The 25,648-nt window shown below is 37.6% G+C and carries 14 protein-coding genes; 7 read left to right on the top strand and 7 right to left on the bottom strand.

Annotation, left to right across the window (positions count from 1 at the left end; translation table 11 throughout):
• Positions 1-228 precede the first annotated feature (228 nt).
• The 4 genes from NBH01_RS10625 to NBH01_RS10640 all read right to left on the bottom strand — a co-directional run bounded on the left by NBH01_RS10625 (position 229) and on the right by NBH01_RS10640 (position 4,107).
• The gene (locus NBH01_RS10625; protein ID WP_055217359.1) at positions 229-2,220 is read right to left on the bottom strand and encodes a glucosamine-6-phosphate deaminase; all 1,992 of its coding nucleotides are present in this window, start codon (positions 2,218-2,220) and stop codon (positions 229-231) included.
• A gap of 139 nt (positions 2,221-2,359) precedes the next feature.
• Positions 2,360-3,145, bottom strand: coding sequence for an amidohydrolase (locus NBH01_RS10630; protein WP_130042227.1), 786 nt, complete (start codon positions 3,143-3,145; stop codon positions 2,360-2,362).
• Positions 3,146-3,274: 129 nt separating this feature from the next.
• Positions 3,275-3,829: a 1-acyl-sn-glycerol-3-phosphate acyltransferase gene (locus tag NBH01_RS10635; RefSeq protein WP_250700086.1), complete on the bottom strand. Its 555-nt coding sequence runs from the start codon at positions 3,827-3,829 to the stop codon at positions 3,275-3,277.
• Positions 3,830-3,837: 8 nt separating this feature from the next.
• Positions 3,838-4,107 (bottom strand): hypothetical protein, encoded by a 270-nt coding sequence (locus NBH01_RS10640; RefSeq protein ID WP_008766192.1) that lies wholly within the window; start codon positions 4,105-4,107, stop codon positions 3,838-3,840.
• A 419-nt stretch (positions 4,108-4,526) separates the two neighbouring features.
• Between NBH01_RS10640 and NBH01_RS10645 the strand changes: the two genes are divergently transcribed.
• Positions 4,527-6,611, top strand: a complete 2,085-nt coding sequence (locus NBH01_RS10645) for a six-hairpin glycosidase (RefSeq protein ID WP_187323714.1) — start codon at positions 4,527-4,529, stop codon at positions 6,609-6,611.
• A gap of 125 nt (positions 6,612-6,736) precedes the next feature.
• Here the strand turns inward: NBH01_RS10645 and NBH01_RS10650 are convergent, their stop codons facing one another.
• From NBH01_RS10650 to NBH01_RS10660, 3 genes are read right to left on the bottom strand one after another with little or no spacing between them, the layout of a single operon-like run.
• On the bottom strand, positions 6,737-8,485 hold the full coding sequence (locus NBH01_RS10650; RefSeq protein ID WP_225694256.1) for a family 43 glycosylhydrolase: 1,749 nt from the start codon (positions 8,483-8,485) through the stop codon (positions 6,737-6,739).
• Positions 8,486-8,526: 41 nt separating this feature from the next.
• Positions 8,527-10,008 (bottom strand): family 43 glycosylhydrolase, encoded by a 1,482-nt coding sequence (locus tag NBH01_RS10655; protein WP_061474196.1) that lies wholly within the window; start codon positions 10,006-10,008, stop codon positions 8,527-8,529.
• Positions 10,009-10,020: 12 nt separating this feature from the next.
• Positions 10,021-11,481: a hypothetical protein gene (locus tag NBH01_RS10660; protein ID WP_022471875.1), complete on the bottom strand. Its 1,461-nt coding sequence runs from the start codon at positions 11,479-11,481 to the stop codon at positions 10,021-10,023.
• A gap of 295 nt (positions 11,482-11,776) precedes the next feature.
• Here NBH01_RS10660 and NBH01_RS10665 point away from each other — a divergent pair, with 295 nt between their 5' ends.
• The 6 genes from NBH01_RS10665 to NBH01_RS10690 all read left to right on the top strand — a co-directional run bounded on the left by NBH01_RS10665 (position 11,777) and on the right by NBH01_RS10690 (position 25,630).
• Complete coding sequence (locus tag NBH01_RS10665; protein ID WP_055228969.1) at positions 11,777-15,829, top strand: hybrid sensor histidine kinase/response regulator transcription factor; 4,053 nt, start codon at positions 11,777-11,779, stop codon at positions 15,827-15,829.
• 275 nt (positions 15,830-16,104) lie between these two features.
• The gene (locus NBH01_RS10670) at positions 16,105-19,038 is read left to right on the top strand and encodes a SusC/RagA family TonB-linked outer membrane protein (RefSeq protein ID WP_048698517.1); all 2,934 of its coding nucleotides are present in this window, start codon (positions 16,105-16,107) and stop codon (positions 19,036-19,038) included.
• A gap of 33 nt (positions 19,039-19,071) precedes the next feature.
• A complete protein-coding gene (locus NBH01_RS10675; protein WP_053088291.1) occupies positions 19,072-20,610 on the top strand; it encodes a RagB/SusD family nutrient uptake outer membrane protein in 1,539 nt (512 codons plus the stop codon).
• Between the two features lie 13 nt (positions 20,611-20,623).
• Entirely contained in the window at positions 20,624-21,418 is a 795-nt protein-coding gene (locus NBH01_RS10680) for a hypothetical protein (protein WP_008766185.1), read from the top strand.
• Positions 21,402-22,436 (top strand): DUF5007 domain-containing protein, encoded by a 1,035-nt coding sequence (locus tag NBH01_RS10685; RefSeq protein ID WP_008766184.1) that lies wholly within the window; start codon positions 21,402-21,404, stop codon positions 22,434-22,436. Before NBH01_RS10680 ends, NBH01_RS10685 begins: the two co-directional genes overlap by 17 nt.
• A gap of 23 nt (positions 22,437-22,459) precedes the next feature.
• Positions 22,460-25,630, top strand: a complete 3,171-nt coding sequence (locus tag NBH01_RS10690) for a SusC/RagA family TonB-linked outer membrane protein (protein ID WP_250700087.1) — start codon at positions 22,460-22,462, stop codon at positions 25,628-25,630.
• Positions 25,631-25,648 lie beyond the last annotated feature (18 nt).

Consider the following 25,648-nt stretch of genomic DNA (forward strand, 5'->3'; position numbering starts at 1 on the left):
CGTTCCACTCTTTAGGTTGCATCCTATGATTATCTATGTCCGCCACTTTCCCCTTGATGGCATTTCCCCTTTTGGAAGGAGAATACGAAATGAATCTCGCATTCATGTAAGTCCATTGCATTCTGTGGCAAAATCTCCTGCAAAAATAAACAAAAAAAGAGTGGGAAGTATCGAACTGCCCACTCTTCTTTGATTGTTTTATATTCTATTAATTAAGAATTTTCTTTCTTATAGAGGAATGTATTCTACAAATGCCTCCATTGCCTCATACGATGCCAGTCCTAACTGATCATACAACGTTGCTGTGCCACGGTTACGGTCTTCGCTACGTTGCCAGAACAGACGTTCGTCATTACCTAAGAACGGAGCGCTTTCCATCTGCGACTGATGCTTCAGGATAGAATTACGTTTTGCACGAAGCTCTTCCGGACTGATAGGCACAGCCATTTCGATGTTCTCAATTTCCCATTCAGCCCACGCACCACGATACATCCAGATACGACAGTCTTTTAACCATTTGGCTCCTTCTTCTTTTTCAAGATCGACAGCAGCGAATACGGCATCCGTACATACACGGTGTGTGCCATGCGGGTCAGCCAAGTCTCCGGCTACGAAAATCTGATGAGGCTTCACTTCACGAAGTAGGTTGCGTACGATCTCTACGTCAGCCTCGCTAATCGGATTTTTCTGAATCTTACCGGTTTCATAGAACGGCAAGTCAAGGAAATGTACCCGATCTAACGGAATATTATTGTATGAAGAAGCAGTACGGGCTTCACCACGACGAATCAAACCTTTGATAGTCAGAATGTCACGGCTGTCCATATCACCGTCTTTCTTTTCTTTCAGGAACTTGCGTATTTCTGCATATTTCTCGCTGATTACCAAGTCTTCGCTGTTATTGAAAATCTGATTGAATCCGTTGATGAAATGCATGAAACGAACCACTTCCTCATCACCTACGGCAATGTTACCGGAAGTTTCGTAAGCTACATGTACTTCATGTTTCTGTTCTACCAGGCGGCGGAGGGTTCCTCCCATGGAGATAACGTCGTCATCCGGATGTGGAGAGAAGATAACCACACGTTTCGGATACGGTTTGGCACGTTCCGGACGGTAGGTATCATCAGCATTAGGTTTGCCACCCGGCCATCCGGTGATGGTATGCTGCAAGTCATTGAAAATCTTGATATTTACATTGTAGGCAGAACCAAACAATGCCAGAAGTTCGCTCAGACCGTTTTCGTTGTAGTCCTTGTTGGTCAGCTTCAGAATCGGTTTGCCTGTCAACTGGCACAGCCATACGATAGCGCTGCGGATCAGTTTATCATTCCACTCGCAGGATGTTACCAGCCATGGACGTTGAATGCGTGTTAAGTTCATGGAAGCTGAAAGGTCGATCGCTACATGAGCATTGTTGTGAGTTTGCAGATAAGATGCAGGAATTGTGTCACTAATCGGACCTTCCACACATTCTTTGATCATTGCTGCCTTATTTTCCCCCCATGCCAGCAAATATACCTTTTTAGCGCCAAGAATGGTAGATACTCCCATTGTGATAGAGCTGATCGGAGTATTTTCTATCGTTCCGAAAATCTTGGATGCTTCGTTGCGCGATGCATTGTCCAATAAGATCAGACGTGTGGTAGAGTTCAGACGTGAACCCGGTTCGTTGAATGCGATATTACCTACACGACCGATACCCAGCAGGGCAATGTCAATGCCTCCGAAACTTTCGATGCGCTGTTCGTACAGACGGCAATATTCAAAGATGGTATCTTTGGCGATAGTTCCGTCGGGAGTGAATATATTCTGTTTGTCAATATCGACATGATCCAGCAACATTTCCTTCAAAGCATTAAAGTTGCTGTTGATAGCATCGGCAGTCAACGGATAGTATTCATACATATTAAATACGATCACGTTACGGAAGCTCAGTCCTTCTTCCTTATGCATGCGGATCAGTTCCGAATAGACATGGCTGGGTGAGTTACCTCCGGGGAGTGCTAGTACGCAAAAGCGTCCTGCTTTCTGTTTTTCGCGGATGGTTTGTGCTATTTCGCAAGCAATGTAGTTAGCCCCTTCTTCTACAGACTCATAAATGTCTGTAGGTATTTTCTCGAGTCTTGTCAAGACTGATTTTTCAAATGCATTCTCCGGTCTGTAGTATCTGGGGGAGACCCTGTGGAGAGTGATTTGAGAACTAAGATTTGTTTTCATAAAGTTGTTAATTAAGTTATGTAAGATTAGAGTCCTTACGACTGTATTTTCACGACAAAGATACAAAAGAAGTCTATATAATTAACTACTAACTTCTAGGTATTGTTGCACCTTCAAATCGTTTTTAACATTTGTTTTATCACGAATGGCGGAGTTGGAATTCGTCTGCATCTTTCCATACCGGAAACTTTTCTCTGAACTGATGAAGTGCGGTCAGATGAAGCGTAGCGGTTGCTATGCCCTCCGTTTCGTCGGGCACGGAAGCCGCTTCTTCTCCGAGCGCTGAATAGATTTTACTTCCTCCGTTGTATTTCAGATGATATCCGTCTATACCTACTCTGTTGACCCCGCATACGTAACACTGATTTTCCAAGGCACGGGCACGAAGCAGTGTATCCCATGCCAGACGGCGGGGGATAGGCCAATTTGCTACATATATTAATAGGTCATATTGATTGGCTACGTTCCGGCTCCACACCGGAAAACGAAGATCGTAGCATACAAGCAGGCAGATATTCCAGCCACGGTAAGGGATAATCAGACGTTCATCGCCTGCCGAGAAATGTTCTGCCTCACGTCCCATGCGGAACAGATGGCGTTTATCATAATAGAATTCTTCTCCTTCCGGCGTCAGAAAGAAAGCGCGATTGTAATATCTTCCGTTGTCTACAGTGATATAACTCCCGCAGATGGCCACTTGAAACAAAGAAGCCCATTGTTTCAGTGCTGTAATCGTCTCACCGGAATTTGCTTCCGCCAGCATATCACTCTGCATACTGAATCCTGTAGAAAACATCTCCGGTAAAACAACAATCTCCGTTGTTCCACGGAGACTTTGCAGCTTCTCGTGGAGCAAACGGAGATTTTCTTGTTTGTTTTCCCAAACGATATCGGTTTGTACTATGGAAATACGAATCGAATCCATGATGCCTGTTTTAAGTAATAGGGAATAAGTAATAGGTAATAAGGAATAAGTAATAGGTAATATACCATGCGGAGCAGCATTTCAGCAGCTACGATTAATACTTAATACCTATTACTTATTACTTTATTCTTAAAGTTCTCCAAGTGCAAAATTCTCAGGATGTTTTCCTTTGAAATCCTTGAAGTACAGTTTGATTTCCCGCATATCTTTATTAAGATTTCCCGTCGGCATAATTGCTTTAGTGGACGTTATGGTCTTTGTACTATAGTCAATACCGATCAGAACGATAGGCACTTGAGCCTTAAGGGCGATGTAATAAAACCCTTTTTTCCAGTTCGGGTTCGCCTTGCGGGTTCCTTCGGGTGTGATAGCCAGATGAAACTTTTTGCATTCAGCAAAATGATGAACCATCTGGTCGACCAACGAAGTTTTCCGACTACGGTCTACGGGAATTCCGCCTACAGCTTTAAAAATAATTCCTAACGGAAAAAAGAACCACTCTTTTTTCATCATGAAACTTGTTTTACGGCCTAGTGCTCCATAAAACAGTTTTCCAATAAATAAATCAAGGTTCGTTGTGTGTGGTGCGGCACATATCACGCATTTATCATAATTAGGTACCGTAACGTTTGTCTTCCACCCTAACAGGCGGTAATAGATAAAGCTATAAATTGCTTTCTTCATTCTGATCTTTAATTCAATTTCCCGATGGCCTCAATAATCTCGTTAACTTTTGCATTGAAATCTACTCGGAATTTCTTATAAAAGCCTTTCACATTGCCCGGCTCTGTATGGCTGATGCGGCTGACAAATTCATCCTGCATTCTTAAAACTTCAGCCATCAGTTCATCAGCTTTAGCCTTGTCAGTACCAGGGATAAACATACTATTGATTAAGCACTCGGTGAATAATTCTCCTGCGATATAGTTTACGTTCTTTTTAAGTTCTCTTCTACTTGCCATAATATTTACATTTAATGGTGAATAATAAAAATTACTTGGGGTAAAGATAGGGACTTTCTTTGATTCTAGCGAATAAATGGATTGAATTTTTTCTTTTTACTATTTGCTCTCTAAGTGTATCCTGCTTGGATATACAATTGATTAATCAACCGGATTTTGAAATATTGAATTAAAATTGAACAGATTTGAATGAAATTTAGTCAAACGGGGAATTGCCCTCGACAAGGATGAGGTATTTTTATTTATTACTGTTCCCTTTTGAATGATTATAGTACTTTTTCCCTTTTGAAAAGAATTATCTTTGAATAATTACTTGGCAATAAGATTTTTAATAGCTATAATTAATTAAATGAAAAACAATGGATTTAGATTTATCTAAAAGAAGTAAGCCCTGTTTTAAGAAAAATAGGATGATGTCAATGGGAAAAGTAAAGAATCCTTTTTTAAAGCTTTGTGGTATTGGGTTGTTGACAGTAATATGTATTTCTGTTAAAGCCCAAAAAGTAAACTTTACAGTGAATTCGAAAACTGGAGCCATACAATCAATGAATATTGATAATGATAAACAGAATATGAATTGGCTGATTGCAACAGATGGTAGCCAATATCCTTGGATAAAGGAGAATTATGGTTGGGGACTTGGCTATTTCACTGAGGTGAGAAGAAATCAGAAAAACAAGTTGTTTTGGAATCTTCCTGCCAGTATAAAGCAGGATGGGAGAGAAGTTACTTATCGAGTTGGAGATATATGTATCCTTGTAGAAAGGAGTATGAGAGGAGAAGATTTAATAGAAGAGTATACTTTCCAAAATGATGGAACAGAGGAAATACTTTTATCGGATATAGGCATCTATACTCCATTCAACGATAACTATCCAGGGGCACAAGCTTGTATAAATATGCGGGCTAATGCTCATATATGGGAGGGTGATAATGCAGCTTATGTAAACGCAACACGTATGGGAGGATATGCTCCACATTTGGGACTGGTTTTGAGGGAAGGCGAAATTAAAAGTTATGAAATATCAGAGCGTGATAGAAATAAGGGTAACTCTCATACAAGAGGAATTATTTCTTTGAATCTTCCGGATATGAAATTGATGCCGGGTGATGAACAAGTATTTTCGTGGTATATCTTTTCGCATAAAGGTGGAGATGATTTCCGTCAAAAGTTATTGGAAAGAGAGAGTGTCTGGGTATCTTGCAACAAGTATGTATTTGAGAAGGGAGAAACTGCCCTTGTGAAAATATCAGGTGGGCAGATGGTAAAAGACTGTATACTTAAAAAGAATGATGTCACTATCCCTATGAAAAAACAAGGAACAGCATGGTATGCTGAAGTAGTAATGGATCAGTTGGGAGAAGTGCGTTTTGATATACTATATGGCGCAGGGAAAAAAACTCATGCAAATTGTTTGGTGATTAGTAATGTGAATGATTTGATTAAAAAACGAGTAGAGTTTATAGTTGCAAATCAACAGATGAAAAGTTCGAATACGCGTAGAGATGCTTATATGGTTTATGATAATGAAAAGAATGAAATATATCTGAATAATACACATAACTGTAATCCGGTTGACAGGGATGAAGGTGCTGAAAGAGTCGGTATGGGGGTACTTTTAGCAAAGTATTATCAATTGCATCCTGTTGCTGAAGTAAAGGCGTCTTTATTGCGATATGCAAGTTTTTTGCGTAATAGATTGCAAGATGCTGACTATAAGACTTTCTCTTCAGTCGATCAGAAGGGACGTAACAGGGCGTACAATTATGTATGGGTAGCGGATTTTTATTTCCAGATGTATAAAATAACCAATGACAAACAATATGCTAAACATGGTTATATGACTTTGCGGTCTATGTTCAAACAGTTCGGACATGGTTTTTATGCCATAGGTATACCGGTTCGCTTAGGACTACAAACTTTAAAAAATGCTGATATGCAAAGAGAATATCAAGAGCTGGAGAATGATTATATTGCAGTTGGTGATACTTTTTTGAAAAATGGTTTGAATTATCCGGCTAGTGAAGTAAACTACGAACAAGCCATTGTAGCTCCATCAGTCATGTTCTTGCTTCAACTTTATATGGAAACCGGAAGGCAGAAATATTTGGATGGGGCAAAGATTCAAATGCCTGTATTGGAAGCTTTCAATGGCAAACAACCCAGTTATCATTTGAATGAAATAGCTGTTCGTCATTGGGATGGTTATTGGTTTGGTAAGCGGGAAATGTGGGGAGATACTTTTCCACACTATTGGAGTACATTGTCAGGAGCTGCTTTTTATCTTTATTCGCAATGTACGGGAGATCATTCATATAAAGAGCGTGCAGAGAATATTGTGAGAAATAATCTGTGTTTATTCTTTGAAGATGGAAAAGCTTCTTGCGCCTATATTTATCCAAATAAGGTTAACGGAGTAAAGGGCGGATTCTACGATCCATATGCAAATGATCAGGATTGGGCTTTAGTTTATTATTTGCTTGTACAAAATGGTATATATTAACGAATAATGGAATCGTTAAATACAGAAAGCTTAATAGGGTAACTTTTTGTGATCGATGCAAAATGAAAAGCCAGTCAACATTTAAATAGTTAACTGGCTTTTTCTAATACACTTTGCTTTCTTATTTATTGTGGTTTTCCGTAAGCAGCAAATTCATAAATGCCATCTGCCCACATTGCAGAATTGTTTTTATGTACATTGACAACACCGTATACGCGGAGCCGTAAATATCTGTATAGCGACGGATCTTCAATATTCAGAATTAGAAATCCTACCTGCCAGTTTAATTTGCCGTCTACGAGCATTTTATAACTTTTTCCATCCCGGCTTCCTTCAATGGTATATTTGTAGGCAGCCTCGGAACCGTTAACCAATCTTGTCGAAAGATTAATCTCAGAAATCACGGCTTCTTTCTGCATATCTATGGTAAACATATAAGGAGAACCTGTAGCAGCATTTGAACTTTTCTGGAAATAAGTAGAAGATTCAGTACAAGCTCCATCCGTGATACAATCAGCTTTAATTCCTCTCGCTCCTGGGACAGCGGCTGTCACCGGTACATATAATGTCAGGTTTTTACCGTTCTGAACAGGGATAATACCATATTTGTCACTAAATTCCAGGTATCTGTAATAATCCATCGAAGCATATCCTTTGTTAAATGCGGCTATTGAAATTCTCGGGAAATTGCCAGCCGGAGTTTTATATTTTCGTTGCGCTCCCCAGTGGTAACTCCATACTCCGCAGGTTTTTCCAACTGTACTGATTCTGTTAAACTGTGCATCAAAAGTAGAATTATTGCCAATTTCTCTCATAGGTGTCCATTCGCCTCCTAAATCAGCGGCAGATGTATACATGGTTTGACTCGGATACCATCCGGAAGCCTTTGAACTGAAGAAATAATATTCTCCGTCTTTTTTGATGATTGCAGGAGTTTCCCGATGTAGTCCTTTACATATTGTATTAACTAATAAAACAGGCTTAGTCCATGAAGGGTCTAGCTTATAGATGTTTATATCTCTGTTCATATTTGTAGCTGAAAGGAGATAAGCTGTACCGTCATCATCAATGAAAAGAGATTGATCTCTAGAGTCATAGCCCAATGGTCGTTCCATAGTGCCTACTTCGAGCTCGCCTTTGGGAGTTATTTGTGCCAGATAGATTTTAGCTGCAACATATCCACTTTGATCTTCATAATGTGCTGAAAGTACTACCTTACCGGTTTTTGCGTTATATCGGAAAGCAATACCCTCAAATTTTACATTTGGGTAAAAAGCCAGTTCACGGGAAGTACTCCAACTACCATTGAGCCCTGTCGGAGAAAAGCTTTCTGTAGCTAGCCATCCTTTGAGTGTTTGTCCATCTACTTCCTTTTCAACGTTTTCCATTTTATAAGAGAAATAAAGCTCCCCAATTTTCATACCCTGAGGTTTTTGGGCAGATTCTTTGGTGATATATTTTCCGTTTAGATTATCATAAACTTTAGTTTCGCCGTTAGGGGTGAAGGTTGTTGCTTGTTGAGAAGCGGACGTGGCTATTTTCTTCCCCTCTTTAAATGCTTCTACATGGTAGGTAAAAGTTTTATCTGCTTTCAGATTATAATCATCGTATGTATTTCCTTTAGCTTCTCCAATACAATTTCCATCCCGGTAGATTTTATAAAGGTCGGCGTCCTCTCGTTGCATCCAATTCAGTTTTACATTGTTGACAGCTTTTTCACCGACAAGTTTGAATACAGTGGCAGTGGCTGCCCAGATATCTGTTGTTATAACTTCTTTCGATTGAGTTGCGAAAGCTGGTTGCAAAGACAGACTACATAGATATATAAATATGAATAAAAAACTATTTTTTGCCTGTTGACTTTTTATGTTCATAATGTAACAAATTTAATTTATCAGAATTACATATGAGAAATTTATTGGGCTTTCATCTGTTTTAGATTATTAGCCTTGTAGGCATCAGAGAATATATCTGCTTCCTTATATTTATATTTATTGGAATCGAAATATACTGCAAAATCTTGCATTAACTTCTTGGATAGTTCAGTAAGATATAAATTACTTCCGGCAAATGTATTTGAACCGGAAACTGTAACATACTTTTTATCTTTCAGATTTTGTATCTGATAATAACCATCTTCCTGTAGGTTGAATACCCAGCATTGAGCATCATCTTTCTTCTCGGAATTCAGGCGTAAAGTTCCGAACAGTGATTCCAAAAACTTTCCGGTTTTGGTATCTTTTATTTTATATACGTTGGGTATATTAGTCTTTATAAACTCCAGACTTAGATTGATGTCATCATCATCATCCGCTATACTGAAACCATTGGCAGGTTTAGACACTAAACGATCAGAGGTCTTTTCTAATAATGAGTATATATTACCGGGTATGATTTCTGCAGCTCTTTTATAGCGATACATACTATTAAACACGGTTAAATCCCATTGATCATACCATTTTACGACAGGATAGCCTGAGCGCATACTAATGGGCAACCACACATGATGAGACTTTCCTACATCCTTAGAGTTCCAACGGTCACCCATGTATATATAAGCTTTTTCTTTACCCTCCACTTTAAATACATAACAGCTTTGGGAGTTGTAAGTAACTTGTTTGAGTTTGTCTACAGCAAAATTATTCCCTGTTGTCCAGTTCCCCAGTATATCAGTACTGTAGGCACTTTTCCCGGGATTGGGCTCCCAGCCTGTGCAACCGGAAAACAATCCAAAATACATATCCCCAACCTTAAAAATAGCGGGTGCCTCATATTTAAGTCCCTTTAAAATTTTAGTTTCTGTCGGAGTCGGCTCCAGATAATCGTCTCTAAGTAATGCAATATTCATGTTGGTATTCATATCCGTAGAACAGAAATGATATGCTTTCCCGTCTGTATCTACGAATAACGTCTGATCACGGGACTCGTTTTTATTAGGGCGAAATGTTTTGTAAAGTACATAAGGCCCCATTATCTTATCGCTTGTTGCTACACAAACACGTGCAGCTCCATATCCATCTCCACTTTCCCAATGGCTCCACATTACCCATTTCTTAGTTTGGGGATTATAAATTACTTTAGGACGTTCAAACAAACGTCCCTGCGATATATCATTCATGTCTTCTCTGGCTTCACCTGTCGTTTTCATCGACAACCCCAGCCGTTTCCAGTTGTATAAGTCTTTAGATTGATAACAGCTTACCCCATTTGATTTAAAACCTGTACGATCTTCTCCAAACCAATAATAAGTTCCTTTTTCGTAAACGACACATCCACCGTGCGCGTTAATTTGCTCCCCATCTATGTCATTCCACAAAACACCCGGACTGATCTGGGTGTTTTGTGAAAAAATAGAGGTGAATGAGAACATAAAGCAGATAAATAAAGTTATTCTCATGTTTTCGTTATTTTAGTCTTCAATGTTAATCGTTATTTCAGGCTGTGCTGGTGCATAGGCTCCGGATTCATCAATTGTGAAATATTCCACATCGGCAGTATTATCTATAAAACCGAATTTGGGCGAGTATGTACGTGATGTGCCGGTCAGTTTAGCGTTGTCTACACGGACAGCTCCGATATCATTTCCCCATCCTCCACGTCCTACTGTAAAGGATACACGAATTTGGTTACATTCGGCAGAAGTAGTATAGTCCATTGAATAAGTTTCCCAGTTGTCACTGGCAATTTCTGTGATGACCTTTTTTTCAGGGTCTTGCACTTCTTCTATGATCATTTTACCGGTGAGTTTTCCTTCTTTTTTTGCTATTCCTCCTTTTAATAGAGCAGATAGTGTGTAACTTTCATTCGGTACAACATCTACCACTTGCATTAGGATACCATCACTCCAGCCAGCTGCCCATTTATAGGGTCTAATTTCAAAAACATGATTGTCCAGGTCCTGATTATTATCAATTTCTTCAGGAAGAATTTGTTGTTCTGAATTCCAACGGTCGCCAATAACAACATCCCACCCCTCAACTCTACTAACTAACTTTGTTTCTGGATTTACATCAAATTCTCCTTCGAAGTTTGGGTTCTTCAAAAGATTTTCTACTGGTTTGCCAACTTTCTCTGCAAAGTTTGGCTGGGGAGCGTAGTCTATAATTCTAACGGAATCTACAGGAATTCCATCTCTATAAATGAAGGCACGGTTATCTGGTGTTATGGCAAAACGATAAACATGTGCTTGTCCATCATTATTATAGAACTTGCCTTTTCCCCCTGCTTTTCCATTTGTTGCAGGATTATTGATCTCTTTTTTGTAGGCATTGAATAATCCAATTTCATTAGAGGTAATATACGCTTTGAATCCATAACCTTTTTCGTTTACAAAATAAGGATAAAAGTTTTTCTCCGAGTCATCTGTTTTTATTTTGAACTCAATAGTATATCCTTTTGAATTTGGAGTGAATGCTTTGGTAAATTCCGTATCATTCCCTTTCTTATAAACAGGAGATGCTGCAATGTCTTTCACTGGAAGGGCAGTTCCAAATCCTTTTACTTTTATATATGAACGGATATCTCCACTTCGCAGAATAATTTTCCCTTCAGTCAGTCTTTTAGTACTGTTTAAGGTCACCTTCACTTTTTGTTTCCCAGAGTTGGCTGCTATAACAGTCGGAGTTACGGTGAAACCGTTTGGAGCTGTAATTGTTATTTCTTTGCCGAGTAAAGCCTCGGAATTGACAATGAAGGATGATGATGCGTTTGTACCATTAATCGTTAGTAATGGTAGATGTTCCTCTGTTGAGGTTTGTAAGGCTTCATTTTCTTTTTTATCATCTTCGGGTTGAACTGCATAAGTAGCTGTTGTGCTAATTGTCAGCAATGACAATGATAAAAACATAATCTTTACATATTTTTTTTTCATGATACAGAAATGTTTTATAAATTAATTATTTATGATTGAACTGATAATCAGTGTTTACTTCTTGTTTGCAAAGTTGCTGAATCATATTCATATATAGGTGCTGGAATGATTCAAATACGTATAATTTTAAGTTATCTGTTCAAAGTGGGATAAAAATCATTCAGAAAGGTTTAAAAATAGACCACATATGTTTGTGTTAGTCTTAAATTAATATATTTTAAGGGATTTATGAACAGTGATAGCTTTCTTTATTTTAATATTGCATAGAAAATACGTCTTTATATTTAATTCTACTATGAAACATCAAATAAAATTCTATATAGTACTGTTTTTTATTCAATTGTTTTCGTGTGCCTTTGCACAACAAATGTCGGTATCTACACTTCCATTAAATAATTATTTGCCGTCAAGTACTGTTTTACGGGTTCATTGTGACCGGGAAGGCTTTTTGTGGCTAGGAACCAAAGATGGCTTGTGTCGTTATGATGGCTATCGATTACTTGTTTTTCGTTCTGGGTTGAAATCACCGGATCTTTTGACGAATAATGAAATTACTTGTATTGCGGAAAATAAAAATGGATATTTATTTATAGGAACTAAAAAAGGGATTAATATACTGGATAAGCGAACTTATCAGATAATACCAGTTATACACAATGATTTGAAAGATCAAGAGATTCGGACAATGATAGTGGATAGTGATGGATGGATATGGGTTGGTACGTTAACTTCTGTTTTTCGTTGTTCTGCCGATTTCTCATTTTGCAAAAGATATGATTCTACTTTACCTGTTACTAGTGTGAATTCTATTTATGAAGATGCAGATAAGAATATTTGGGTAACTTTATGGGAAAGGGGATTACATCGATATAATTCAAAAACAGACTCATTTATTGCTATGCCTCATATTGGAGTTTTAAATAATCCATTTAAAGTTTTTCAAGATAATAAGAAGCAACATTGGATTTTAACATGGGAAAGCGGGATCTTTTTACTTTATCCGGAGGAGAAAGATGATTTAATGTATAGTCATGTGGATATTAAAAGTAATGAGCATTGGGACATGAATGGTTGCTTTAGTATTACTCAGGATGATAAGTATGGTTATATATGGATTGTATCTACACAGGGACTTTATGCACTTCAAAAACGTCCTGGAAATATAATTAATACTGTGGATATATCTCATATTTCTTCTAAGTTAAATAATATTTTTAGTGAAATAGTAAAAGATAAGTCAGGTAATTTATGGATTGCTGCCTTTAATGAAGGAGTATCAATGATTGATTTAAATAAACCTTTAGTACAAAATTACTCTTTTCCAGTTATTCGGGAAAAGACGGGATTTGTTACAAATATAAAGAACATATATGAAGATAAGGAAGGAGATTTATGGATAGACCAGAATCGTTGGGGAATAGGAATTTACAATCCGGATTCTAATAAACTTCTCTTTTATAAAGATATTCCTTCTCTAAAAAACATTACTAACTTGAGAAATGTAAGCTGCATTACTTCTGCTCCATTGCTTAATGAGATATGGCTGGGGTCTGAGTATTATCCGGAAATTTACAGGGTGAAGAAGGATAAAAAAGAAATAGAACTATTGGGGACTTTGAAATTAACTGATTATGTGGATAATTCAGGATTCCCGCGTTTATTTTATGCTGATAGTAACCATAACCTTTGGGTGGGAACAACTAAAGGTATTTTGGTTAAACCGGCAAACGAAAAGATACTTCAAGATGCTAAGTTTCCATTTGTAGATATAATAGGAATTGGAGAAGGTAAAGATGGTTCCCTATGGATTAGTACAAGAAAGCAAGGCGTGTATAATGCAAAAATATCCTCTGATCTGACATTAGAAGAGAAAAATTTAAGAAATCTGAAGACTCACGCAGAGGGAGTAATAAGTGATAATATTGGAGCAATCTGTGTGGATGATAATGGCTTGGTGTGGATGGGTAGCCAGGATGGGGATGTATTCACTTATGACCCTCAAACCAATAAAGTGGAAAACTTATCTGATATGTTTGATATGCTTGAAGAAGGTATTTTTAATATTATAACAGATCAGTTGGGACATATTTGGATTTCTACCAATAAGCGGGTGATTGAATACGACCCTAAAAATGGTGGTATCATGGATTACTCGACAATGACTGATGTGATGGTAAATTCTTTTATGCCTAATTCTTATTATAAAACTCGTTCTGGGAAAATACTGTATGGAGGTAATAAAGGAATCTCAGTATTTACTCCTTATGATCATTTGTCTGATAATCCTCGTAGAATTAGAACGATGGTGTCAGATGTCAAGATAGATGGTGTTTCTAGTCTTTTGGAGAAAAACAACCAACGTTTTAATTTAAGAAGTCAGATCATTTCTTTAAATGCAGGAGATAAAAATATTGAGATAGATTTTTCTTCTTTAAATTATGCGTTTCCTGACAAAATTAAATATGCATATAAAATGGATGGAGTTGATGATGATTGGGTGTATGTCAGAGGCGATCGTCAATTTGCATTTTACAATCAATTACCTAAAGGTAAACGTACTTTTTATCTAAAGACAACTGATGTAAATGGCTTATGGAGCAATTATATAGCAGAAGTTCAGGTGTTTAAACAGCCTGCTTTCTATGAAACATTGTGGGCTTATTTATTTTATATTGTGTTTACACTTTTATGTCTGTATCTTTTCTATCACAGGATGAAGCGTCGTATTCAGTTGCGGCACGAACTGAGAATAGCTCAAATAGATAAAGAGAAGTCAGAAGAATTGGTGCAAACAAAATTACGTTATTTCACAAATATATCGCACGATTTATTAACTCCCTTAACTATTATTACTTGTTTGATTGATGATGCGGAAATGACGAATGGTAGTCGGATTTCGCAGTTAACTATGATTCGTTCTAATGTGAATAAATTACGTAGACTATTACAGCAAATTTTAGATTTCCGTAAGGTGGAAAGTGGGAACATGAAATTATCTGTATCAAAAAGTGATGTCATATCATTTATAGATGATGTTTGTAAGGTGAACTTTACTCCATTGATGAGAAAGAAAAATCAAACCTTTACATTTCTAACTGAAGATAGACATTTGATGGCTTATTTTGATAGAGATAAATTAGATAAGATAGTATCTAATTTATTATCTAATGCTTGTAAATATACAGCTAATGGTGGAGATATAAAATTAATAGTAGATTCATATTGGGAGTCTGAATATCATCATTTACGAATACAGGTCGTTGATACCGGAGAAGGTATTGCTCCTGCTGATTTGGAGAATGTTTTCAAAAGATTTTATACAATAAATAAAGGAGATGAAAGTGAATCTAATGGGATTGGGTTATCCTTAACAAAGGATTTAGTGGAGTTACATCATGGCACTATTAATGTTGAAAGTGAATTAGGTAAGGGAAGTACTTTTACTGTAGATCTTCCCATTAATAAAGATAGTTATCAGGAAGATGAATTAATATCAGAACATATTTCGGTAAATGGCATAAATACGGATCTTATTTTAGAGAAAGAAGAATTGATTGATTCAAAGGTTGGCGAAGGCGAAGATATGCAAATAGCTGACGTTCATTTGTTATTGGTGGAGGATAATGAAGAATTGTTGTTTTTGATGGAGAAAATTCTATCCAAGCATTATCATGTACTTATTGCAAAAGATGGATTAGAAGCTCTGAACGTTATAAAAGATAATGAAATAGATATTATTATAAGTGATGTGATGATGCCTGAAATGGATGGTCTAGAGTTTTGTCGCACTTTAAAGTCAAATTTGGAAACCAGTCACATTCCTATCATATTATTAACAGCTAAAAATACCGTGGAAGATCGCATTGAATGTTATAATGCGGGAGCGGATGGATATATATCCAAGCCATTTGAATTAAAAATATTAGAGGCTCGTATTAATAATTTTATAATGCATAAGAAAAACAAACAAGAAGAGTTTCGATCTAATGTAGAAGTCAATATTGATTCTTTAGAACCTTCTTCTATGGATAAAGAGTTTTTGGATAAAGTGATTTCTGTTATAAAATCAAATATGTCGGAAGGAGATTTTGATGTGGTTCAATTAGCGGATGCATTAGCTGTGTCTAAGTCTTCTCTATATAGGAAAATGAAAATAGCAACAGGACTGTCACCCATTGAGTTTATTCGAAATATAAGACTAAAACATGGTAGTCAGTTATTGAAGGATAAATCAATATCTGTAGCAGAGGTAGCTTATGAATGTGGATTTTCTAATCCTAAATATTTTGCAACTTGTTTTAAAGAAGAATTTGGTGTAACTCCAAAGGAATATCAAAAATCTTGTTAGGATAAAAAATAATATGAACTTAAAATGCACAAGTACGTATCTTAATGGAAGATGCGTACTTTTCTATATATCAATGATCTATCCCTTTTGAATGATTTCTGAACTTATATTGAACGATTTTTAGACCTATGATAGTTAATAGCGATTATGGTCCAATTTTGGAGGTTTTTGAATGATTAGAGAACTTCTTTCTACTGGATAACTCGCACTTTTGTGATGCATTTGATGCACAACTAATACTTATTTGGTCTAAATAACTTTATAAATCTAATAGTATGGTGATAATTTTACCTAATTTCTTTTTGCAGAAGCCTGTTTGTCGTTTACTGGCTGTCATGGGCTTTTTAGGATTTAGTGGAGCGATAGCGTCTCAATCAAGTTCGCCTGTGAATATTGATTCTGTGGAGACCTATATGAAAAAAGACTCTTTTGAGAAGAATGTAGGATCTCGTTTCGTTACTAATCGTAGTATAGACTCCTTTGGGGTGAGTGATACTGTTGATATCAGGATGTTGCAGCGCTCTCAATTTTTATCTATTCAGCAATTACTGAAAGGGAATGTGGCCGGTGTATATGTACAGGAAAATAATGGAGAGCCTGGTACCATTCAAAGCATGCTGGTTCGTGGCTTATCTTCACCTGTCTTTTCAAATAAAGATGTGTCCGGTGTTCAGCCGACGATTTATTTGAATGGTGTTCCTTTGATGTTGGAAAACAGCTATGTGTACGATATCAAACAGTTTGATATTAATCCGATAGGAGCTGCTGCCAATATGTTGGCGGGACTGGATATATCTTCCATAGAGTCAATAGAAATTATCAAGGATCCGCTTCAGCTTGCCAAATTAGGTCCTTTAGCTGCCAATGGCGCCATCTGGATAACGACCAAAGACGGTTATTATGGTGGGGAGAACGTCTCTATCGGAGTTTCGGCAGGAATGGCCTTTGCTCCGTCTTCGGTTCGTATGACGAATGGATCATACGAAAAAGCATTCCGTCAACGTTTCTATGATACGTATTCTCTTACACCGGGTAAACAACCCGATTATCTTATGGATACAAGAGATGTACGTTATTTTGGTAAACCGGACTGGGCAGACGATTATTATCAGTCATCACTCTTATATAATGTAAATGCTTCTATCGGTGGTGGTTCAAAGAAAGCGAATTATGTATTTACACTCGCAACGACAAAAGATGCGGGAGCAGCGGACAATACCTCTTATACGAAATATAATATTGGCTTTGCCTTGAATATGGTTCCTTTGGATGGCTTGAATGTTAGTACAATTATTAATGCCGCTAAGATAGACCGTGTCAGGAATCGGAATTTTAGAGACAGGTTTGCTGAGATGGAGTATATGGTTGATTTTTCAACTCCGCTTGCACCTGCCGGCAATTTGTATAATGACTTTTTAATATCCAATGATTTGACTAAAGATGATAATTATAACAATTTACTGAATGGATTGTTGGCTTTGAGCTATACTAAGCAAAGATTCAATGCTACAGCCAGCATCAAACTTGATTATACAACAAATGTTCGTCGCGCTTTTTGGCCTATGGCTTTGTTGGAGTCCGTCAACTTTGTATCTAACTATTCAGGATACAATCAACGGATTATAGGTGAAACTTCAGCGAGCTATTTGTTGCCTTTAGCTGATATTCATAAGTTGAATATTCAGTGGAATGGCTCTATAACCAGCGATTTGTATCACTATAATTATACTCGTGCCTATGATGGTGATGATGATATGAAGCCGACAACAAGTACCGGGAACTTCAAGCAGTATCGTTATGTTGATCGTTTGGAGAATAGGTGGGTATCGACTTCAATAGCTTTAGATTATAAGTATAAGAATTTGCTTAATGTGGGATTATTGGCAAGATACGACGGAAATTCCGCTATCCAGTCGGATCACAGATGGATGTTTACACCCGCTGCCTCTGCTGAATGGAATTTAAAGAATCATTTTTTTACAGGTAGTACTGCATTGTCTGGATTGTCTTTGCGTGCATCTTATGCACGAATAGCCAAATCATTCCAGTCCGATAGATATGAATTAGGTCCTCAATACTTGGCTACAAGTATCACATGGAGTGGCGAACCGTTACTTTCCTCAGCTAATGGATTTGCAACAATCACTCGTCCGTATGCATCGGGTTGGGTTGGTTATGATTTAAAGCTTCCCTATTCTGATAAAATGGAGCTTGCTTTGAAAGGTTCTTTTTTCGACAATCGCATTATTGCGGAAATAAGTCTGTATAAGAATTATGAAAAGAATTTATTGACATATTTGCCTGTCACTCAAGAAATGGGATATGAGTATAAACTGGCCAGTGGAATGGATATCAGTAATCAGGGATTGGAATTAAATCTTTCGGCATCCATTTTGAAGAACACTCCGTTGAAGTGGGATTTGTCTTTCAATGCAAGTTATAATAAGAACAAACTAGAGAAACTTCCCGAAAACCAGAAGACAACTGTGATAGGCGACCATAAACTACAAGTAGGACAGTCAGTTGATGCCTTTTGGGTGTATCAAAATAAAGGCATTTATACAAACGACTCAGAAGTTCCTGTTATGAATGGGAAACCACTGAACATAAATGGAGTTCCTTTTAAAGCAGGAGATCCTGTTTGGACAGACGTTGACGGAAATAATCAGATTAACGACAATGACCGTGTGCTGACCGGACATGCCATTCCACCCTATACAGGAGGATTGACTAACCAGTTTGCTTATAAAAGATTCGATTTCAGCTTCAATCTCTTCTTTGCTTTGGGGCATAGTGCTTTAAATCTGCGCGATCAGCAACGTTACGACTTTGCGACTTTGGATAATATTCAGTCCTTGCAGTCTGTCAAGGAGATTTTCTTTTGGCAAAACACTAATCAGCGTGACGATTATCCTATATACAATCCGCAAAGCAGTGTTCATCCTTACCGTGCAGAACAGGATTTGTTCCTTGAAAAGCTGTCATACCTGAAACTGAGAAATATAACTGTTGGTTACACACTTCCTATAAAGAAAGTTGGTAGTAATATACCTAAAAGTTTGTATTTCTATTTGACAGGATCTAATCTGTTATCTTTCAGTAATTTTTCAGCAGGTGATCCGGAATTAGTTAACTTCAATGGTACCTATGACGGGTATTCGCTTCCCATTCCTCGTTCCATTTCTTTGGGACTGAGATTTAAGTTCTAAAAATATCGGAGATGATAAAAAATGAAAAACAATATGAAAAACAATATGAAAAAATTGCGATTAGCTCTTTTCTCCGCACTTGCCTGTTTATTTTTGCAGTCCTGCAATGACTTTCTGGATGTAGATCCCAAACATGCAGCTTCGGAAACCCAACAATGGAAGACCCTTGAAGATACTCGATCAGCATTGATGGGAGTATATGGCTTGACACGCGCAGCCTTAGCCGATAACAATACTCATTGGATATGTGGTGATTTGCGGAAGGGGGATTTTACGGTTTATAAGCGTAGTGATTTACAAGCTGTGTCTGATAATGAATTGAACAAGCCATATGACTTGTTGAAGAAAGTATCTAACTGGAGAAGATTTTATGCGGTAATCAATGCGGCATCTGTTTTTATGGAAAAAGCTCCACGAACTGTCGAACTTGACCGGTCGTATTCTGAACAAAACTTGAAATATGACATTGCTCAAGTACGCGCTTTGAGGGCATTTGCTTATTTTTATATGGTAAGAATCTGGGGAGATGTGCCGTTAGTCACCTATTCTTATGATAACGGAACTTTTCCGTCTATGCCTCGTACAGACGCTCAAACGGTGCTGAGTTACGCTAAGGCAGAACTGTTGACAGCTATAAAGGATTTACCCTATCAATATGGTACTCAAACGAATTTATATTATGGTTCATATGGGGCCCAATGGCAGGGAAAACTGTTCAATAAGTTATCTGCATACTCTGTATTAGCTCACATCTGTGCTTGGCAGGGAAATTATGCAGAAGCCGAGACATATTCTTCATTTATACTAGATCATGCATCTGAGATTAATGCAAAATATACTTCTATTGCCGACTTGACTTCAGAAACAGGGCTGTTTTACTCGAATGCGAGTGTAAAAGGTTCAAGGATTTTAGGATTTAATTTTGCTCACAATGATAACGAAGCAACTCAAAGCGGACATCTTGAACAGTTGACTTTAGCTTATCCATTGGTACAAAAATCCTATCCTGAAATATACATTTCAAAGGACAGCTTATTTTCGATTTTTACCAATTTTGATGACTTGCGGTTTGGAATCATAGATACCATCAAATATTCATCCTATTATGTTCAGAATTTGAATGAAGAAACTCCGGTGTTCAGTAAAATAAAGATTATTCAGGATGGATCGGCGAAAGACAATGATTTCGGAGTCTTTGGCTCGTCTATTGTTTTCACTCGCCTTGAAGATATCACCTTGCTACGGGCTGAAGCATTATGCGCACTAAATAGAAGCACAGAAGCTGTATCCTACTTGAATATGATCCGAACAAATCGTGGATTGAGAGAAGTATCTTTTAAAAAGGATTTTGGGAATAATCGCGAAAGCTTAATTGCCGAGATATTTGAAGAGCGTCGCAGAGAGCTTATGGGAGAAGGCTGGAGGTGGTATGACCTTGTCCGTCGGCAAAAGCTGATGAAAGATAATGAGGCATTCTTGCGACTGATCAGCAGTGGTGGAATCTACTGGCCGGTATCGGAAGATATCATTACTGCTAATTCACAGATTGAACAAAATGAGTTTTGGAAATAAAAAGAAAACGACAATGAATAAGATACTATTTATTTTATGTCTGACTTCGGCTTCCCTTTGGATGCTGTCTTGTACAGATTACGAAGTGGCTTCATATCCTGAGGAAAATGAAACCGAAGTATTTAATGGAACGGTTCTGGATTATTTGTCCACAGGGAATGAAAGGCTGAATTTGAAATTTGATTCTATGATGGTTCTTGTCAACAATATTCCCGATTTCATACAACAGATGGAACAGACGGATGTGCAATATACAGTTTTTGCCATACCGGATGCATGTATCCGTTCCTCATTGGCGCAACTTAACGAGTACCGTAAACAAAAGGAGTTGGGTGAAGCGATTTATTTGAGTGATTTATTAATTGAACCGTTTGTTGTTAAAGATACGATCGTTAATGTTATAACACCGACTTTAAATGATACGATCATTAACGAATATCATTATGATTATAGAGCTGACCTTGAGCGAATGTTATGCAAGTACATTATTAAAGGTAGTTACGATACCGATAATATTCTAGCCAATGAAGGAAATAACTCCTTAAATTCTTTGAAGTACAATTATCAAATGAATATAGAATGTTCTCGCAAACCGGCATCCGGATTTGTAGGCGGAGGAGTCAAACAGCTTATTTTCAGTGATATGAAAAACTCTCAGGTAAAAGATAACTGGAACAGAGTTTCTACGGTATGGAATGATGTTTATACAAATAATGGTATCATTCACATCCTTTCTCCCCAACACAGTTTCGGTTTTGATGAATTTATTTACGTATTTAATAATTATGGCAATGAATATAAGAAGTAAAAATATTGCGCTGCTGTTTTCCTGCGTATTATTAAGCATATCGTGTGTCGATAAATATTTGCCGGATAGTTTGGATGCTTTCGACAGAGACGTCAATTTTACTACAAAACTATATCGTCCTCAACTAGGAAAAAATACTTTGATGTCCGACAACTTTTCATCGGGTAATTCAACGCTTCCTCTTACTTTCGAAATATCACGAATCGTGAGGGCCGACGGAAGTCCTGCACCTGAATTGACGGAATATTTCCCGGTAAAAGTTTGGAAAACTCCATATATGGGTACCGAAAAGTCTATAGAAGAAATAGAAGCTAAAAGAGAAATAGAATATCGTACTCTTTTTCAGGTTAAAAAGCATTCCGGAGAATTTATGATGTGGTCCAATGCCGAATCTTCTTTTGTGCAGTGTGCTCCGAGTGACGGTTATATTTTTGATGTGCTGGTGAAAAACTCGGGAGGATATAAAACTTTTACCGATATGCAGCTTATACCTGTCAGAGAAAGTGATTACGAACCGAGTATATACGATCCGGAAACAGGGTTGGTGCAGGGACAGGACTATGTTACACCAAATTCGTTAACCCTTTTTCAAACAGAAAGTGGAGACTATATGTTTCCTGAAGATGTACATATTTATTTTCGTGAGAACCAAGATAATGATGATGATGTAAAAAGTTTGACTTTTCGTTTTTATGGACCGGATTATACACCGATCTCTCCTTCATCTTTTAATCAGACAGACTGGGCTAATCTGATTCATGGTTTCAACATGGAGAAAACAGATGAATATGTAAAGTACGATGTAGTTTATCCGATGCCATTGGTTGAAATGAAATCAAAATATACCAATAAAGATGGTAATAGAATAAATGTCAATTTTTTATATGACCGTATTACAGCAAGTGGTTATCGTATGACATCCACTATGTCATTTGAATTTGCGATATACAAGGAAGCTCATTGGGAGATAATAGTTGTATTTACAGCAGGAGCCCCCTTGTTTGAAGATGGAAAATAACTAATTAATACCATGATTCTAATATGAGAAATATATTTAAATATGGCTTGTTGGCTATGGCGATTGCCGTCACCTCGGTTGGTGTTCGGGCTCAGGATATTCCTGTCAGTGGTGTAGTCAAAGATAAAAGCAATAATTCTACATTGCCTTATGCTTCTGTTATTATTAAAAATGAAAGTGGAAAAACGGTGCCTCAGCTTTCAACCACAACTGATGATAACGGACGATTCTCTACAAAAGTTAAGAGTGGTTACCGACTTGTATTCTCTTTCCTGGCGTTCGACAGTCTTTCAGTCAAAGTTACTAAACCTTCAGAACGCATGCAAATATATCTGAGTCCGACAGAGAATATGCTTGATGAAACAGTTGTAGTCGGATTTAAAAGAGTTAGCAAGGCTGCGGTAACAGCATCGGTTACGGTTATTAAAGCAGAAGATCTGGTCAATACTCCTGTTGCTAATCCAATGGAGTTGCTTCAAGGGCGTGTTCCCGGATTAAATATTCAGATGAATAATGGTACTCCCGGAGGTCTTCCAAGTTTTTCAATTCGAGGAGTCTCGGATATTTCCGTTCAATCTTCCGGTGATGGCGAGTTTATGATGGGGCTGACTCCTCCTTTGTTTGTAGTTGACGGTATACCGCAGGAAGACGTAACGGGCTATGATGCAGCTGGTTTGCTGTCAGGTGCAACAGTCAGTCCGTTGGCTATGATTCCACTTGAAGATATTGCGAATATCCAAGTATTGAAAGATGCAGCTGCAACTTCCCTGTATGGTTCAAAAGGTGCTTATGGAGTAATTCTTATAGAAACTAAAAGAGGAGAAACAGCCAAACCGAAAGTTTCTTATTCGGCTAACTTTGTAGTGAAAACACCACCGAGGTTGAGAGATGTACTTGCAGGCGGGGCGGAGAGAGCGCTCAGAATTATGCAAATTTTGGGAAATGATACATCCGCCTATCATGGATATAATGAAATCCATAAATTGCAGGCACTGTCAGATAGCTTGAATCCTTATTACAATAATAATACGGATTGGCAGGGTGTCTTTTATCAGACGACTTACAATCAAACTCATAATCTTAGTTTCTCTGGTAAACCTAATGAGAAATTTGACTATAAGATCAATGCAAACTATTATACGGAAAAAGGAATTGTGAAAAACACGGACTTTAACCGATACGGTATCAGGGCAGCAGTAGGATATAAGCCTAATGATAGATTTCATTTGGATCTAAATCTTGCCACTACATTAACCCGAAATAGTAATGGTAGCGGAAATGCTTTCTCACAATCCGGCGTAGCCGCAGGTTCGGCAGCTTCTTCCTTGTTGCCTCCACCGTCTATGTATACAGCTTCCAATTCTGCATTGTCTGTTTTTTCTGTCCAGGCAGATAATCAGAATGTAGTCTATGATGCAAGTATGAATATCATGTATCTGTTGCCATTTGATATAAGATGGAGAAGTACTTTAGGATATAAATACGGAACTGTGGAGAATGAGAAATTTACGCCGGGTATTTTGAATGCCAATAGGGCTACTTGGAATAACGGTAGTGAATATAGTTATAATATGTATGTTCGTTCATTATTGTCAAGAACCGTAAAATTGGGAATTGTAAATTTTGATTTACAGGGAGGTTTTGAACTTTCATCCGAAAAGTATAGCGGTAACTTTATTATGCTGAATGGATTGGCAAGTGACCATATATGGTCGTCCGGTATGCCGTCCATGGCAGCTGGAAGGTCGAATTTTTCAGATAAAAAGAATACGTTTGCACTTATTATAGATCCTCAGTTATCGCTGCCTGGTGGGAAATACGTATTTACTCCCAATATTCGTCCTGAAATAAATTCATCTTATGGGTCGCAGGCGAAATGGGCAATAAATCCTTCATTAGGATTTCGCTGGAACTTCAGCCGTGAATCTTTTGCTAAAAAATGGAAGTTTCTGGATGCCGGAGCTCTTCGTGTAACTTGGGGACGTAGTACCACTTATAAAGCTAGTATTTATGATATATGGGGAAGTTACAATCTGAGCAAAGATACTTATAATGGAGTTTCTATTATTCCTATTGATAAAAACGCTATGCCGAATCCGGATTTGAAGCCGGTAACGTCAACATCATGGAATCTCGGAACAGACTTATCATTCCTTAATAATAAAATTATGTTCGTTGCCGAGGCGTATTACAAACAAATTGACAATCAGCTAAGTTCGATAGAGTTGGCTAACCACAATGCTTTTAATTCCGTAAGAAGTACGAAAACGAGTCTGGTTAACTATGGATTGGAGTTTTCGTTGAACGTCCGTCCGTTGTCAAGGCAAAGTAATTGGGATTTGAATGTAGCGACTTCACTGGCAATTAATAAAGACGTGATCGCAAAGCTGCCTAACGAGGTGCGGCAGATTATTAACAGTGATGCGGAAGTGGTGAATAAATTAGGTTCTAACGCGATGGGGAATTATCTCTATGTGTATAAAGGCGTATATGCGACTGACGAAGACGTGCCTGTTAATCCGCTGACCGGAGAACGCTTGCGGATGGGAGGGAATACTTCTACTCAAGCATACTTTAAGGCGGGAGACCCTATTTGGGTGGATGTAAATGGTGATTATATCATCGATGAAAAAGACAAGGTGATTGTAGGTAATTCACAGCCGCGAATGACCGGTGGTATTAGTATCAATCTTCGTTATAAAGCGTTTTCTATCAACACTAACTGCTCGTTTACGTTGAGACGTGATATTATCAACAAGGCTCTGGCAGACCGTTTTAGGGCTTATGGAACACCTGTAGCAGGTAAGGTGAACCTTACAGGTAGTGGAGCTTTAACACCTATTGAGGCATATAATTTCTGGACAGAAGATAATATCTATGCCCAATATCCTAATCCGTTTGATTATACCCGTTCAAGTATTATTCAGCCTTTCAGATACGACCAGACATTGTTTATGGAAGATGGCTCTTATTTTAAAATTAACGGTATATCTGTGGCTTATACTATTCCAAAGAAAATGCTGGATTTTTTTAGGATCAGCCGATGTCAGCTTAATTTTAGTATGAACAATATTTATACTTTCTCCAAATATTCAGGCATCAATCCCGAAAATGTAAACAATTTGGGATATGACACATCCGGTGGTTATCCCAATGGTCGTACTGTGACATTTGGTGTCTCAATGGATTTTTAGATGAACGATTAAATATAG

The organism is Bacteroides sp. B1-V-101 (assembly GCF_023656585.1).
Lineage (GTDB): Bacteria > Bacteroidota > Bacteroidia > Bacteroidales > Bacteroidaceae > Bacteroides > Bacteroides thetaiotaomicron.